The sequence below is a fragment of the Niveispirillum sp. FG156 genome (assembly GCF_057809555.1).
The window spans coordinates 1-15,960 of sequence record NZ_JBMDKE010000060.1 but is presented as its reverse complement, the minus strand read 5'-3'; the positions used below and the strand labels follow the sequence as shown (position 1 = coordinate 15,960).

The window sequence follows — 15,960 nt, the reverse complement described above, 5'->3', positions numbered from 1 at the left end:
CTGTCCGGATGATTGCCGAGAAGGTGCCTATACACGGCCATGGCCGCAATGGGCAAACCATACCCATATCTGCGTTGATGCAGGCAGCTTTCATGCCGCCATGGCGCGGTCCAGCAGGTGGGGCGTCAGGGGGCCGAAATCCACGACGCGGCCTTGCTCCAGCACGGCCACCTTGTTGCACAATCTCTCGACCAGGACGCGGTTATGGGTTGCGATCACCATGAGGGCGGAACGGTCGATCAGGCTGTTGACCCGCTGTTCGGCCCGCTCCATGAAGGCGCTGTCCCCCGCCGTTATCCATTCATCCAGCAGCAAGATCTGCGGTGAAATGGCTGTCGTCACCGCGAACATCAGCCGCAGCAGCATGCCCGAGGAATAGATCTTCACCGGCAGGTCCAGATAGCTGCCCAGACCCGAAAAGGCACTGATTTCCCCCGCATAGGCATCGACCTCCGCCGCGCTCATGCCCAGCAGCAGGCCGCGCAGCCGCACATTCTCCCGCCCCGTGGCCTCGGGATTGATGCCGACCATCAGGTCGAACATGGGGGAGACCCGGCCCCGGACATGGACCCGGCCCCCCGTGGGTTCGTAGATGCCGGCCATGGTGCGCAGCAAGGTGCTTTTCCCGGCGCCATTATGCCCGACAAGCGCCACGCGGTCGCCCTCCTGCAGGTGCAGATTGACCCCCGCCAGCGCATCGATATGCACCCGTGCCCCCGGCTCGCGCCCGATACGCCCGCCCGTCGACAGGTTGAGCGCGGTCTTCTTCAGGGACCTTCCATGCAGCCCGAAAATCTGGAAACGGACACTGACATCCTCAAGGCGGATTTCGACACTCATCGGGTCACGTCCAGTAAGTGATGCGGGGGCGGGCCGCCCGGAAGGTCAGCAGCCCTGCCATCAGGCCGGTGAGTGCGATCAGCCCCGATACCAGCCAGTGCATGGGATCGCTATGGCCGGTGGTCAGCGGCTGGCGCAGGATTTCCAGCAGATAATAGAACGGGTTCAACAGCAGGGCCGGATGCCCGACCGCCAGGAAGCTGCCCTTCCACAGGACCGGCGTGATGAAGAAGGCGCCCGTGATGATGGTGGCCACGATCTGCGATACATCGCGGAACCGCATGCAGATGCAGGCCAGCGCCAGGCCCCAGCCATAGCCGGACAGGGCCAGCAGCACCAGGGCCAGCAAGGCCAGCCCCACATCCAGAAGCGAGACCGGCACGCCAAACCACAGCAGGACCGCCACGACGATCAGGGCATGGTGCAGCAGCACCAGCAGATTGCGGGCAACGACCCGGCAGACGAACAGGGTCAGGGGCAGGCGGATCTGTTTCAGATAGCCCTCGGCCTCTATCAGGGCCGTGCAGCTTTCATTGATCAGGCCCGTGATCAGGGTCCAGGCCACCATGCCGACGGCGACATGCGGCAGGAAGGCATGGACATCGACATTGAACAGGTTGGCATAAACGACACCGATGCCCACGGTGAAGGCCAGCATGCTGATCGTCACCCAGAGGGGACCCAGCAGCGAGCCCCGGTATTTCTGGCGGATATCGCTGGCGGCCAGGGTCAGCCAGATGCGCCAGCAGGCCAGACCGCGTCCGATATCGGCGAATGCCAGGGCGAGGGAGGGTGATCCATCGGCCCGGAATTCCTCAAACCGGTCGGTACGGGCCGCGACCGTTTCCGGTTGGCGATCTGACATGACGAACATACTTCTCATTTTCGAGGTTCGGACCGCAGATATATCGCAATGGGTGCCAGCCTCAAATGTTGATCGAAACCCTGTCTGCCATGTTCGGTGCCGGCAAGGTTGGTTTTGTTTGGTCAGCCGGTACGAAACCCGTATACTAAATCAACTCCTTATGTGGTAACCCTCCCTCGGTTATCAGAAGCTCAAGTAATGGCGACAAGCCTAATTCAGATAGAATAACCATGAGACTCCGAAATAAGATAAGATGGCTTTACGAGGAGATGGTCGATCTGCTCGATTTCATCCGTGCCTATGTGTTTTATGTTTTTCGGCCAAACTACATCCGCCGCAAGTGGGATGGAGAGGATGTTCTGGCCGGCGCAAAGCGGGTGGTGGTTTTCAATCACTTCGACAAGCGCGGTGTCATCCATGATTATGTCCTGCATTATCTGAGCGAATTGCGGCGTGCTGGTTTCACCATCGTCTTTACCAGCAATTCACCCCGCTTTCCCGCCGCCAGCGTGGAGCGTTTGACGCCCCTGGTGGCGCGGACTCTCTGGCGTTCCAATGTCGGCTATGATTTCGGTGCCTTCAAGGATGGCATCGCCCAGATCCCCGATGTGACCAGCCTGGAAATGCTGCTGGTCACCAATGACAGCATCTACGGCCCTCTGCAGGATCTGGGGGAGATCATCGGCAATGCCGACCCTGCGGAAGCGGATGTCTGGGGCATCACCGACTGCTGGTCGCGCCTTTTCCACCTGCAGAGCTATTTCCTGCTGTTCCATCCCCAGGCCCTCCGGGACCCGGCCTTCCGCCGGTTCTGGCGCTGGCTGCCCTATTACCGGCGCAAGGAATGGGTGGTCCGTTTCGGGGAGATCGGGCTGACGCAGTACCTGATGAAATATGGTCTGCGGTGTCAGGCCCTCTATCCCTATCGGGCCATGGTCGCCCGCGTCTCCGGTCCGATCGAGACCTATCTGGAGGAGACCGACCCCAAGGACGATCCCGTCCGCTATCGCTATCTGGAGATGATCGGACGCTTCCTGCGTGAGGGTGTGGCCCTGAACCAGACGCATTTCTTCTGGGACGAACTGCTGGTGACAAGCCGCTGCCCCTTCATTAAACGCGACCTTCTTCAGCGCAATCCCATTGGCATCCCCTATCTGCAGCATTGGGAAACCTTGCTGAAGGATGTGTCATCCTATGATTCGCGCCTGATCGTGAAGCATCTGGAATATTCGATGCGCAACCGGGTTTATTAGAGCGGTTTCCGGTTAACCGGAAACCGCTCCCGGCGGCGCTGCCGCCGCGCCGCACGTGCGGCGTAGCCGAGCCCACAGATGTGGGCGCTGGCGATTGAAGGGCTTGAAAGACTGACCATCGGTCACTCTTTCAAGCCGATGGTATAAGGCGGGAAGGCCGCCAGCAGCGCATCATTGACGGCCTTCGCCGGCAGGCCTGCCGGCAGTAGCAGGCCACCGGTGCCCATGCGCAGCCTTTCCGCCTGGGCCCCCATGTCAAAGGCCGCCACGGGCAGGCCAGCCGCCATCACATGGCTCAGCGCATAGCACCAGGTCTCCGGCCAGACAGACGGCAGCAGGGCCGCATGCGGGCGCAGTTCCGTCAGGAGTGCGGGAACCTCTTCTTCCCGGTACTGGCCCGTGATGAAGACCCGGCCCGTATCGGCCAGCGCATCATCATCCATGCTGTAGCCCAGGACCAGGAACAGCAGCGGCAGGCCCCGTTCCGCCGCATCGCGCGCGCAATCCAGCAGCAATCCATAGCCCTTGGGCGGTCCGATAGCGCCGGGGACCACGATACGCAGCGCCTCTCCCGGCTGCCGGATCGCCAGGGCCGGGGAAGGGGGGGCACGCCGGGCTGTCTCGGCGGGTGCCACCTGGAAGCGGGCCGCCGGCACATAGCGCCGCATGCGGTTGGCTGCATCGTGACTGGAGCAGCCGACGGTCTGGGCACCCTGTAATATCTGCCGTGTCAGGTCGCGCCAGGCGGTCACCGAGCGGTCGATGCCCAACAGATCGCCATGCGTTGCGACGCAAACCTCGCATTGGGCCGTCTCCGGCTCTCCGCAATAGTTCCAATCGCCGTCCAGCAGGTTGATGCGGGGGCATATCCAGCCATAGTCATGGATATGGACCCGGTAGGGGAACCAGCCGGCCAGCCGTGACAATAGATCGCCCGACAGCTGTGCCGGATGATGCAGTTCAGCACCGGCCACGCCCAGACGCACCAGATCGGCCCGCAGATCGTCCAGTTCCGTCCCGGCATCATAAATCAGATTGGTCAGATGCGGCGCATCCGGGGCCTCCAGCCGCAGCGTCGGACGCCCGGCCTCCGGCGGCTCAGGCCGCAGGATCAGTACATCCTGCCCGCCATTGCCCCTGTTCTCAACCAGCCGGTCGATAAAGCGATCCGTTCCCCCGCCCAACTGCGCACAGATGATCAGCGCCGGGCGCCGGGACCCCTGCCTCTCCAGTTGCGCCAGATCCAGCCGCCGGCGTGCCGGGCGCAGGGGATCGGCGGCGATGAAGCTGTGGATATCAGCCTGATATCCTGGATAGCGCTGTTCCAGGACGGCCAGGGCAGCGTCGATCCGGGCCTGTTTGGCCGTGGTGAAGGAAGCGCTGCCGACATGGCCGACGAACAGATCCAGGGCCATACGGTGCCGCCAGCCGGCGGTGGCGGCCCGCAAGCAGAAATCATTCTCCTCGCCATAGCCGGTGCCGAAGGCATCGGCGTCAAACCAGCCGACCCGCGCCAGACAGTCCCGCCTTATATACATGCAGAAGCCGACTGCCGTCGGAATGTCCAGCGTCTGCCCGGCCAGATGTTGGCCCGCCAGCCGGTTCAGCGCATCGATATCGACGCTTGCCAGGGCGGTCGGCGCATTGGCCGCCGGATAGGAACAGATGGTGGCGTCATTCGACCAGGGCGTGACGGTGCCTGTGTCCGCATCCCGGTGGGCGGTGGCGCGCAGACGGCCAAGCCAGCCGTCGCTGACCAGGGTATCGGCGTTCAGCAGGACGACATCCCGCCCCGGATGCTGGGCCATGCCGATATTGACCGACCGCACGAAGCCCAGATTGCCCGGATTGCGGATCAGGGCAATCTTCCCGGCGGCGGCCAGCCCATCCAGAAGCCTGCTGATCCGTTCGTCCGGACTGGCATCATCGATGGCCAGAATCCGCATGGCAGTGCCGGGGGAACGGGTCAACAGGGCGTTGAAACAGGCCTTTGTCGCCTCAAGGTCGCCATGCACCGGCACCACGACATCGACAATTCCGTCATCAGGGCCGGCGACGCCGGGAACGGTGAGCGGTTCCCCGGTCAGTTCGAAGAACAGGCCCGGACAAGTGGCGTCGGCGGGGAGATCAATCTCCAGGGCAGGGACATCCTGGGGACAGGTCGAGGATGGGGGCGGGGTGGTGACATGCCGGGAAAGGACGCGGTTTCCGTCGCGCAGCAGCAGGGAAACGGGACGGGAGGGGCAGGCAAGGTCGGCAGCCTGCACCATCCAGCAGGCGGGCCGGCGGGCGGGCCAGCGGGCGGTACTGCCGGGTTGGATGATGGAGGTCAGGCGGGGGGCCGACAGCCATGAAGCGGCAATCGGGCCGGAGGACAGGTCCGTTCCGTTCACCACCACCACCGGATCGACGATCCCCCGCAGGCCATCCGGGATCGCCAGGGCCGTAAGCCTCGGTTGATCAGATGCATCCAGCCTGGATTGGGTCAGCGTCAATTGCCGCCAGCGCAGGGAAAGCTCCCAGGCGCCCGGCGGCAGGACGCAATGGATGCGCCGGCCCGTCACATAGGCCAGAGGCTGGCCGGTGGACAGTGCATGGGTAATGAGGGCCTGTGCCGCCTCCGGATTGGTTTCGGCATGCCACCGCAGGGCCAGCAGCGCTTCGGCGGGTATCGGCGTGCTGCGCGCGGCCAGGGCCTTTGCGGCCATGGCGTGATAGGGATCAATCCGCAGGGCTTCAAGCAGCAGGCGCTTCGCCTGTTCCATATCACGCCGGATGACCCAGGCCGTAGCGGCAACGGTCAGGTCATCAGGATGCGGCGGCTCCATCCGCGCCAGACGGATGGCCAGCAGAATGGCCAGATCCTGCTCCCGATCCGTTAAAGCCTTGATAAGGCGTGAGCGTAACAAGGTCCGGCTTGATGGGGCGGAAGCCGGATCGGGGGAAACCTGGGGACCGTCAACGGGGGACAATGGCAACCCGAAGGGCGATCATCGGGTCCTGCGCCTGTGGCGACCGGCAGGGCTCACCATCGGTACCCGTCATCTCTCCATGGCGCAGGAACCGGGCCGCATAGACCACACGGTGGGTATTCGCCAGAGGAGGCAGCAGCCGGAAGGCGATCCCGGCCAGGGGAGCCCCCCCCGGATTGCCCAGACGACCGGGGGCAGGGGTCCAATTCCCGTCAGACGAACTGGCACCCGGCACATGATATTGCAGCAGCTGACCGACAGCCGGGGTCACCTCCACCCGCAGCGCCTCGATCCAGAAAGGCTCGTCCGAGGCAGCCCATTCGCCGGCGTTGAAATGCCGCTCGCCCTGCTGCTGGATATGGACATGAACACTCAGCCCCACTGCCGGGGCTGTGGTTACACGGTTCAGCCGCTTGATCTCCAGGTCCGGGCATTTCTGCAATTCCGGCCCATAGAGATAATTGGTGACCAGCAGGGGGGCAGAACCGGCCGGAACGGTGATGACGGCTTCGTCCATACCGCTCAACCAGACCACGGGTGCCAGTTCCCCCTTTGTCAGGAAGGAAGGCGTCAGGGTGCCCGGCTGCGGAACCGAGGAAATCTGTACCGCCGGAAACCCAACGCCATTCACGATGCGAAGCGGCTGGCCCGTTGGTTTCACGCAAACCAGATAAAGCCCCTCAGGCAGGGGGAGTATCTGTGCCGAGGACCGGAAACGGTCGGTGCTGGAATCACGGCTTTGGACCGGCGTCAGACTATTGGTGATCGACATGTCCATCATGCCCTACGTCTGCTGAAACGCATGTGACGATAACAAAAAGAAATGGCGGACAATTGTCCGCCATTTCCAACATCATCTCATCAAATATCGTTACTTGATCGCGAACCAGTTGACATTGATCCCCGTCACACCGGCAAGCGTAATGGTGGAACCATCGGCCATGGTGATGATGGTGTTGCCACCCGACACGGTCGCACGGGAAACCACGTCCAACAGGTTCACGCCAGTGACCAACAGGGCCAGTGTATCGGAGGCCGGATTAAAGCCGTTGATCACGTCAGAGCCATCACCGGAGCGATAGATGAAGACATCGTTGCCGGCGCCGCCGATCATCGTGTCGTCGCCCACCTCACCGATCAGCATGCTGCCGCCGGTACCGGCCACGATGCTGTCCGCACCGGCGCCACCACCCAGGGTCGCCGAGCCGGAACCGCCAATCAGGGTGTCCGCACCGCCACCGGCGTTGACGATACCGACCTCACCAATGCCGACCCTATCATTGCCGGTGCCGGTGACGATCGTGTCATTGCCGGCACCGGCAACAATCGTCAGGTTCTTCGTGGAGAAGTTGGCATTAATGATCGACGATCCGGCATTGCCGACGATCAGGCTGGTGGCGGAGGTATCGCTGAGGATGACGCCGGTCAACGTGCTGGCGTTGCCGGTACCGCCGAGGATGAGGCCGCCAACACCGCTATCAACCACCAAGTTGGTAATGCTGTTACTGGTGCCAGAGCCGCTATTGTCAGAATTCACGACGGCCACGCCACCGGAGGTCGTCGTGGTGACCGTTTCATTCTGAACGGAGGTCGCCTCGAAGGTACCGACCAGAACCGGCGTCGAGATCAAGTTAAGGGCATTCAGTGCAATCGTCACCTGCTCCGCCTCTGTGACGGACGAAAATTGCTCCGCCAAGATGGTGCTGACAGTCGTGTTTTCCGTTACGGTCAAACCTATCGTAGCAACCGTACTGCCACCAGCCAACGTCGCCATCACCAACCCCCGTCTTATCTCTCAAATCCGGTTATCCGGAACGAAACTTCCGAGCAAAAAGTTGCCCGACCATCAAGGATAGAAAGTCTTCTAATTTGTAGCATTCTCAGCGTGAAGGAGCAAGGCGCTTAGCAGGCGCAGCACATATGCCATATGGACTATGACCTTGACGGGTCATGGCAAAATTGGCGCGCAGGCTTGGGTTGCCGCCGCCACGATGGACAGCGCCGTGGCCACGGAGGCGTCCTCAGCAAGGGATGGATCTCCCCAGGCAGTGAACAACAGACCTGCTTCGCTATGCGCGCCAAGCAGAACAAGCCGAATCAGTGTCAACTTTCGCGCGTGGCTGATCGTGGCTGGCGCCTCATCCGCACGGGGGGTGGTCCAGATCGACCAGAAGGCGGCGCGCGCCGAAGCTGCATCCCCTGCCGCCTCGATCGCGGCGAAGGCGGGGGTGATGGAAAGCGGGATGCCCCCCTGTATTGTGCGGTGCAGCAGCGCCAGTTCGTCCGGCGTCCCCAGTTCCTGGGGCAGCAGTCCCTGCCAGAGGATATTGGGATGCCGTGTCGCCCGCAGATCATCGATGACCGCCTGGCGCAGTGCCTGTCTGAACGGGACCGGCAGCAGCAAACCATCGTCGTCGTCGCCCCGTTCGATCATCGTCAACAGCGGTGCGGCATTGCCCCCGATGCCGATGGACGCCGTCAGATGCAGCCGGATGGCCGCCATGGACAGCAACTCTGTTTCGCCATCCTCGATGCCCAGGGGACGGATCGCACGCCGCAGCGAGGCCCCGATCAGGGCCGCCTGACCCGCATAAAGGGCGGCGGCCCGTGCATCAGCCTCTGCATTATTGGCCAGGACGGCACGGAAATAGAGCAGGCCCGTGATGTTCCCCGGCAGCAGGGCCAACCATCCCCGCCCATCGATCCCGGCATCCGGAACCGGTAACCCCTCCGGCTTTTCGATATCGATGCCGAATCGGAGACGCATGGAAACGGCTATTTCTGCGTAGAGCGCCAGGGCCTCATCATTGCGCCCGGCATTCACCAGTTCCTTCAAAAGCCGGTACCGCAGGCCCGACAGCAGGGGCGCCACCATGTCCGGTGTCGCGATGCGCCGGCGCAGATAGTCGATATAGCGTTCATCATCCAGATGGCGCGGCGGTGGCAGGGGGATGTTGGCGGCCAGGGCCCGCAGGGCGGTGCCATGCACCTCCACCCGCACATTGGCAAACCCGGCTTCAGACAGCGCCATCTCAAGCCCCTTGGCACTGAACAGGGTCAGATGCAGCCCCGGACTGGCAATGGGGATCAGCATGCCCGGCGTCGTACCGGGATTGAGGGCGGCGCCATTCGGGGTGGTCAGCGCCACGATGCCCTTATCCCCCACGGCATGGCGCATGGCGGCCAGGAAGGGGGCCGGTTCGGGGATATGCTCGATCACCTCTGACGCGTAGGCGACATCGAACGGCTCTGTCAGGGGGGTGTCGCTGGTCCAGTAATCGCGGGTGATATCCAGGCCCAGATAGTCCCGGCCCAGCACGGCCATGCCCGACGGATCATAGCCCTTGGCGGTCCAGCCCAGTACGGTCTGGACATAATCGCTGGGAAAGCCGAAACCGCCCCCGATCTCCAGCATGCGGCCCTGGCCCGGCTCCATGAACCCCAGCGGTTCCAGCATGGAACGCAGGCCCGCCCCCTGTTCCATGTAATAGTGGACGAAGGTGACATCGGGTGCCTCGTCCCCCCGGTAGTCGGCCCCAGCGCGGTCGGTGGAGAAGCGGGAGGTACAGGCCGGGCATTCCACGATCCGCCAATCCTCACCCCGCGGACCGGCACCGGGCAGCACCAGTACCAGTTCATGCACGCCGTCATGGGTGCAGACCGGGCAGGTTCCGGGGACGGCTTCGATGGCATTGTCCGGCCAGATGAACTGCAAGGGTCTACTCCGCGTCTTATGGGATCGGGTGATCAGGGGTTTGGCGCAGCATATGGGCACAGTCTGACCATGCAACCCAATTGTCTTGCTGCATCATCATGGGTGCGCCACTTTGCGGGGCGCCGCCGGACCCGGATGGATAAGCTATGTACAAGGTTCTGTTTCTGCACAAGGATTTCCCAGGTCAGTTTCTGCACCTTGCCCAATATCTGGCCCGTCTTCCCGGTGTGCAGGTCGATGCGATGGCCAGTGATCCCGTGCGGGAACTGCCGGGTGTGACGCTGCACCGCTACAGTGTGGATAGTCCCGCCGACAGTCGCCCGCACCCCTATCTGGTCCGGGCCGACCAGGCGATGGGACGGGGCCAGACTGTGCTGGCCCAGTGTGCGTTGCTGTCCCGGACGGGGTACCGGCCCGATCTGGTGATCGGCCATAATGGCTGGGGGGAGATCCTGTATCTCAAGGATCTGTGGCCCGATGTGCCGCTGATCGGCTATTTCGAATTCTATTACCATGGGGTGGGCGCGGATGTCGGGTTCGACCCGCCCGCGCCGGTCACCCTGTATCATCTGGCGCGTGTGCGCAGCCTGAATGCCCACCATCTGCTGGGGCTGGCGGCGGTCGACCGGGGGGTCAGCCCCACCCGCTGGCAGCGCGACCTGCATCCGCCGATCCTGCGCCAGAAGCTGGCCCTCATCCATGACGGGATCGACACGGTCACGGCCAGCCCCGGCCAGCCCCACCCCCACATCCTGCCGGATGGCAGGCATCTGGAACCGGGCATGCCGCTCGTCACCTATGTTGCCCGCGATCTGGAACCCTATCGCGGCTTTCCGATCCTGATGCGGGCGGCGGTGGACCTGCTGCGGGGCCGGCCCGACCTGCATCTGGCGATCGCCGGCGGGGATGGGGTTTCCTATGGAACCCCACCGGAGGGGGAAGGAAGCTGGCGTGAAAAGCTTCTGGCCGAGGTTGGAGACCAGCTGCCGCTGGACCGTGTCCATTTCCTGGGCACCATCCCACACCCGGATTTCATCAACCTCATGCGCCTCTCGGCGGCCCATCTCTATCTGACCTACCCGTTCGTGCTCAGCTGGTCGATGCTGGAGGCCATGGCCTGCGGGGTCAGCCTTGTCGCGTCTGATACCGCCCCCGTGACGGAAGTGGTGGCGCATGGGGGGAACGGCATCCTGGTGCCGTTCCATGACCCGGCTGCGGTGGCTGCCGGCCTGGGCATGGCGTTGGATATGCCGGCGGAGCGGCGGCAGGCAATGCGGGCCGCTGCCCGGCAGACCGTGATCGATCTTTATGACCGCGACCGGGTGGCATTGCCGGCCTGGCTGGACATGCTACATCGGGAGTTCGGGCTTCCGTACGTCTCGCCGCCGGGTTAGATCAAAAGCCTGTCTGTCTGGAAGTGCACCGAATGATGCCCCCCCCTGCCTCGCATACCCCCTGGCGCCGGCTGTCCGACCGGCTGTTTGGCACCCCGCACCAGCGGGGCTGTCGCGCCGCTGCCCGCGCGAAACTGTCAAAGGCGGTTTCCATCTGGCATGAAGCGGCCCAGACGGGGGATGCGGATTGTCAATTGGCGCTGGCGGAGGCCCTTTGGCGGGGGCAGGGGACGCTGCCCGATCCGGGGGCGGCCTTGCGCTGGTATGAGCAGGCGGCACTTGCGGGCCGTCCTCTGGCACAGGCCCGGCTGGCTGCGGCCTATGCGGTTGGCATTCCTGAAACGAACGTGACTGGCAAAGGCAGACAGTCACTGCCTGTTCTGCGGGATAGGGAAAAAGCCCGCCATTGGGCCAGGAAAGCAGCTGAACAGGAGCATGTGGAAGCACAGGTGCTGCTGGCCTGGCTGTTGAGCCTGGATGAGGATGAAGGGACGCGGGATGTTGCCGGGGCCATCGAATGGTATGGCCGGGCGGTCGCTCAGGGCAGCTCCGCCGCCATGATCGGGTTGGCGGGCCTGATCAGCGCCGGGGAAGTCCCCGGCCAGGGCCCGGAGGATGCTTTCCAGCTTTACCGTCAGGCTGCGGAGCAGGGAAACAAAACCGCCTTCTATCATCTGGGTGGTTGCCTGCTATGGGGAACCGGTGTAACGGCGGATTCAAAGGAGGCCCAACGCTGGCTGCTGCGTGCGGCGGATGGGGGCATCATCGGCGCCATGCGTGTCCTGGGCCTGATCCATCTGCGCGGTTTGGGGGGGATGCCCGTGGATATGGCGCCGGCCGAGACCTGGCTACGCCGTGCCGCGATCAAGGGTGACAAGGAAAGCATGGTGCTGCTGGCCGATATGCATGCCAACGGCAAGGCTATGATCGCCAATCAGGCGGAAGCCATCCTGTGGTATGTGACGGCGTCCGATGCCGGGCATGCGCGGGCCAAGACAGCCTTGGGCAAGGCCCACCTGACCGGCAAGGGTGTGCTGGTCGATCATGATCGTGCCATCGCCTATTTCGAGGAGGTGGCGGATGATGATCCTGAAGCCCGTTTCCAACTGGGCCTGTGCCATCTGTTGGGGCAGGGGGTGCCTGTCGACCAGGCGGTCGCGGCCCAGCACCTGCTGAAGGCCGCCGAGCAGCAACATCCCGACGCCGCCTATAATTACGGTGCCCTGCTCTATAACGGCATCGGTGTGCCACAGGACCGGCCGGCCGCGCTGTCCTTCTATACTGCCGCTGCCGAACTGGGCAGTGCATCGGGCCAGTACCGGATGGGTTATGCCTATGCGCAGGGCCAAGAAGTTCCTGAAGACCCTGACCGCGCCATTGAACTGTTCACAGCCGCTGCGGAACAGGAGCATCATATAGCGCAGGTCAATCTGGTCCGCATGCTGCTGAAGCATCGACCTGACGACCGCCCGGCACTGGAGAAATGGCGGACGAGGATGCAGGCATCAGACCATGTCACAACATCGGAGACGGCGACTGTCCTGGCGGAGTTGAAATGGCGCCTTGATCAGGATGCAGAAGGGGCGCTGTGGCTGTTGCAGAAGTTTGTGCCCGAAAATGATCTGATGGGCCGCTATGTCAGGGAGATGATTGCGGAGCGGCCCCTAACGGCCTCTTCAACGCAGGTGGTGTGCAGCGAGGGGTAAATGGACCGAATTGATTGTGTTGTAATCGGGGCGGGTGTCATCGGTTTCGCCATTGCCCGCGCAGCTGTCGCGAAGTCCTGATTCTGGAGGCTGGCAGGCATTTCGGCGAGGGTATCAGCTCGCGCAATTCCGACGTGATACAAGCTGGTCTGGACTATCTCAGCGGCTCGGCCCATGCGCTGTGCCTGGAGGGGCGGGAGAGGCTCGGCATGACCTGCATGCGCAGGGGCTAGCCAATTGCGTCAATGATCTGCGGCTGCTGGATGCAAGCGAGGCGCTGAAGCTAGAGCCGCCCTTCACTGTGTGCCACGTCTGCTGTCGCCGAGTACGGGTATCATCGACAGCCATGCTTTCATTGTTTCACTGCTGGGTGAGGTGGAGGAACGGTGAGTTGTGCTGGTGCGTGAGACGCCGTTCCTGGTCACGCAAAGAATCGATGATGGCTTTATTATTCAATGGCGGACGGGAGCCGATGGTGTTGCCTTGCCGTGAACTGGTCTATGCGGCGGGTCTGGATGCCTGGACTGTCGCAGCTACCCTTTCCGGTTACGATCCGTCCATATTCCGCCCTGCAGGGCATGGCCGAACCCTTCAGCCGTCTCATCTATCCGATCCCCGAGGATGGAGGACTGGGCGTGCATCTGATCTTGGATATGGCCGGACAGGGGTGTTTCGGCCCTGACGTGGAATGGCTGGAAGACGGGCCGTTTGACTATCGGGTCGATCCTCGCCGTGCTGATGCCTTTTATGCACGTATCCGGCTTTACTGGCCTGGCCTGCCGGACGGGTCGCTGGTCCCTGCCTATTGCGGTATCCGTCCCAAATTGTCGGGTCAGGGGGAGAAGCAAGCCGATTTCCTGATCCAGACGCAGGAGGATCATGGTGTCCAGGGTCTGGTGAACCTGTTCGGGATAGAGTCCCCAGGATTGACCTCCTCCCTCGCCATTGCACAACGGGTGGTCGATAGTTTACAGCTTACGGAGTAGTTGGAAACGGCCAAGAGTTTTCGACGAACCGCCGGAAAGTAGAAAACCTATGTCGAATGACTTGAATCTTGTCAACGAAACCTTCGCTCAAATTGCAGAGAACTTCACGAAGCTCCAGGGCTTGTCGGATAAGGTTGTGCTGGCTGCCGGTCTGATGGTCGAATCCTTACGCGGCGGCGGCAAGGTAATGTTCTGCGGCAATGGCGGCTCGGCCGCTGACAGCCAGCATCTAGCGGCTGAACTGATGGGCCGTTTCATGCGTGACCGGGCCCCGCTGGCCGCACTGGCCCTGACCGTCGACACTTCGGCCCTGACGGCGATCGGCAATGATTACGGTTACCGTGACGTCTTCTCACGGCAGTTGCGCGGTGTGGGTCGGGCAGGGGATGTGCTGGTCGGCCTATCGACCAGCGGCAACAGCGCCAATGTTGTTGACGCCATGAATGTGGCCCGCGGGATGGGTATCCGCACCATTGGCCTGACCGGCGCCAAGGAAGGGGCGATGGCCTCTCTCAGCGATCTTTGGCTGCCCGTCCCGTCCACCATGACGGCCCGTATCCAGGAAATGCATATCGCCGTTGGTCACATGATCTGCGAACTGGTAGAAAATGCCATGGCCCCCTTGGAATGAAGGTCGGGGCCGCAGATAGAACCCCGGGACGGCAGTTGATCATTGTCGATCATTCGCTGTCGTTCAAAGGGGGGCATTATTTTGAATATTCCCGTTCCGTGGCTCAGGCAGCGTCAAGACGTGGCTGGCATGTCTGTATACTGGCCAACCAGCGGCTCCGGCTGGATGACGGGGACTCATTGGCGGCGGCCTTGGGCGCTGACGAGGTCCGACCGGCTTTCAGCTATGGCTGGGACGTCTGGTCCGACCTGCCGCCGGAGCATCCGGCTCCAGGCCATTTCGGCCATGATGTGCTGGGTGAAATGGTCGTTGTCGAGATCCACTCGTTCAGCGTATGCGCTGAACAGCCAATCTTGGATTCCACCGACGACACCGCCGTCATCACGATGTGTCATCCTGCTCGTGGTCCAGGACCAGCCGAACAGCCTGATCGCGGACCTCGGCTGAAAATTTGTTCGTTGTCTTGCTCATGCTAATCCCATCCTCTCAGGAGTGGGAACCGCCGACAATCCCGGTGCGGTTCAAACAACCCAATCAGAGAAGACTCTAAGATTGATGGTAGGGGCCCTCTAAGGATATAATCTTTAGAAGTTCTTAGATTCTACCCCGTCGCTTAGGCACTGAAAAACGCCGTCAATAAAAATTCCGCCTGTCTGAGGAAGTCGAAATGAAATTCTATTTCGTTCGAAATATCAATGAATTCAATGATCTTGTGGCAATAGAGCGAGATAAAATTGAAGCGCACATTCAATATATTAATGGAAAAATTCCAGATACTGAGAAGTTCTTCTATGTAAATGGATACTCCAATATAGCTAATAAGCAAGTGGAATTTCTCTGTGATTTTCAACACTCACCGGGCTTTCCTAATGTGAATTGGAGAGAAAGATTGGTTTGCCCCGAGTCTGGATTTAATAATAGGGTTAGATTTTCAATTCACTTGATTAATAGTTTTCTTAACTTAAACTCCAATTCTAGTATATACATCATGGAGCAAGTGACGCCCCTTTTTCGTTTTCTTGATAAATCCTATGTAAACTTATTGGGAAGCGAGTATCTGGGTGATGCTGTGCCTCTTGGTTATACAAATAGTTTGAACATTAGAAATGAGGATGCCACTTCCTTAACATTCGCAGATGAATCTTTCGATGCTTTATTAAGTTATGATGTGTTTGAGCACATACCAAATTTTTATAAGGCATTTCAAGAGTGCTTTCGGGTATTAAAAAAAGGGGGTAGGCTGTTGTTTAGTGTTCCATTTAATTCTAGTTCTCATAAAAATTTAATCCGAGCCACGGTCGGAGAATCCGGGGAAATTACGCACCTGCTAGAGCCGGAGTACCATGGCGATCCCATTGGGAATAGCGAGGGAATTTTATGCTACCAACATTTTGGTTGGGAGATTTTAGAAAATCTTAAAGGCATAGGGTTTCGTGATGCTTTTGGCATTTTTGGATGGTCTAACGAGTTTTGTTATTTTACGCCGCAACTACAGTTCTTAGCTGTTAAGTGATTTAGGTGAATCGCCCCGGGTTTGCCGGAAGCTGGAATTCAATAGTTACGCGGCCAGGGCTTTAGTTTCCAGAGCTGCGTAGCAG

At 61.1% G+C, this 15,960-nt stretch carries 12 protein-coding genes and 1 pseudogene; 6 read left to right on the top strand and 7 right to left on the bottom strand.

Features of this window, described 5'->3' with window-relative positions; genetic code table 11:
• Positions 1-90: 90 nt before the first annotated feature.
• Together ACODSP_RS26600 and ACODSP_RS26595 are read right to left on the bottom strand one after the other, a co-directional pair.
• On the bottom strand, positions 91-840 hold the full coding sequence (locus ACODSP_RS26600; RefSeq protein ID WP_488968535.1) for an ABC transporter ATP-binding protein: 750 nt from the start codon (positions 838-840) through the stop codon (positions 91-93).
• Between the two features lie 4 nt (positions 841-844).
• The gene (locus ACODSP_RS26595) at positions 845-1,705 is read right to left on the bottom strand and encodes an ABC transporter permease (RefSeq protein ID WP_488968534.1); all 861 of its coding nucleotides are present in this window, start codon (positions 1,703-1,705) and stop codon (positions 845-847) included.
• A 230-nt stretch (positions 1,706-1,935) separates the two neighbouring features.
• On the opposite strand from ACODSP_RS26595, the gene ACODSP_RS26590 reads away from it, so the two are divergent.
• On the top strand, positions 1,936-2,958 hold the full coding sequence (locus ACODSP_RS26590) for a rhamnan synthesis F family protein (protein ID WP_488968533.1): 1,023 nt from the start codon (positions 1,936-1,938) through the stop codon (positions 2,956-2,958).
• A gap of 122 nt (positions 2,959-3,080) precedes the next feature.
• Here the strand turns inward: ACODSP_RS26590 and ACODSP_RS26585 are convergent, their stop codons facing one another.
• The 4 genes from ACODSP_RS26585 to ACODSP_RS26570 form a co-directional block, all read right to left on the bottom strand.
• Complete coding sequence (locus ACODSP_RS26585) at positions 3,081-5,867, bottom strand: glycosyltransferase (protein WP_488968532.1); 2,787 nt, start codon at positions 5,865-5,867, stop codon at positions 3,081-3,083.
• A gap of 49 nt (positions 5,868-5,916) precedes the next feature.
• Complete coding sequence (locus ACODSP_RS26580) at positions 5,917-6,711, bottom strand: hypothetical protein (RefSeq protein WP_488968531.1); 795 nt, start codon at positions 6,709-6,711, stop codon at positions 5,917-5,919.
• Between the two features lie 90 nt (positions 6,712-6,801).
• Positions 6,802-7,704, bottom strand: a complete 903-nt coding sequence (locus ACODSP_RS26575) for a calcium-binding protein (protein WP_488968530.1) — start codon at positions 7,702-7,704, stop codon at positions 6,802-6,804.
• 174 nt (positions 7,705-7,878) lie between these two features.
• The gene (locus tag ACODSP_RS26570) at positions 7,879-9,645 is read right to left on the bottom strand and encodes a class I SAM-dependent methyltransferase (protein WP_488968529.1); all 1,767 of its coding nucleotides are present in this window, start codon (positions 9,643-9,645) and stop codon (positions 7,879-7,881) included.
• 146 nt (positions 9,646-9,791) lie between these two features.
• Here ACODSP_RS26570 and ACODSP_RS26565 point away from each other — a divergent pair, with 146 nt between their 5' ends.
• The 4 genes from ACODSP_RS26565 (at position 9,792) to ACODSP_RS26550 (ending at position 14,362) form a co-directional block, all read left to right on the top strand.
• Positions 9,792-11,039: a glycosyltransferase gene (locus ACODSP_RS26565; protein WP_488968528.1), complete on the top strand. Its 1,248-nt coding sequence runs from the start codon at positions 9,792-9,794 to the stop codon at positions 11,037-11,039.
• 32 nt (positions 11,040-11,071) lie between these two features.
• Positions 11,072-12,745, top strand: coding sequence for a tetratricopeptide repeat protein (locus tag ACODSP_RS26560; protein ID WP_488968527.1), 1,674 nt, complete (start codon positions 11,072-11,074; stop codon positions 12,743-12,745).
• A 455-nt stretch (positions 12,746-13,200) separates the two neighbouring features.
• Complete coding sequence (locus tag ACODSP_RS26555) at positions 13,201-13,731, top strand: FAD-dependent oxidoreductase (protein ID WP_488968526.1); 531 nt, start codon at positions 13,201-13,203, stop codon at positions 13,729-13,731.
• Positions 13,732-13,780: 49 nt separating this feature from the next.
• The gene (locus ACODSP_RS26550) at positions 13,781-14,362 is read left to right on the top strand and encodes a D-sedoheptulose-7-phosphate isomerase (RefSeq protein WP_488968525.1); all 582 of its coding nucleotides are present in this window, start codon (positions 13,781-13,783) and stop codon (positions 14,360-14,362) included.
• 301 nt (positions 14,363-14,663) lie between these two features.
• Here the strand turns inward: ACODSP_RS26550 and ACODSP_RS26545 are convergent.
• Positions 14,664-14,833: pseudogene (locus tag ACODSP_RS26545) on the bottom strand (transposase); the annotation flags it as partial.
• Between the two features lie 196 nt (positions 14,834-15,029).
• Between ACODSP_RS26545 and ACODSP_RS26540 the strand changes: the two are divergent.
• A complete protein-coding gene (locus ACODSP_RS26540) occupies positions 15,030-15,875 on the top strand; it encodes a class I SAM-dependent methyltransferase (RefSeq protein ID WP_488968524.1) in 846 nt (281 codons plus the stop codon).
• Positions 15,876-15,960 lie beyond the last annotated feature (85 nt).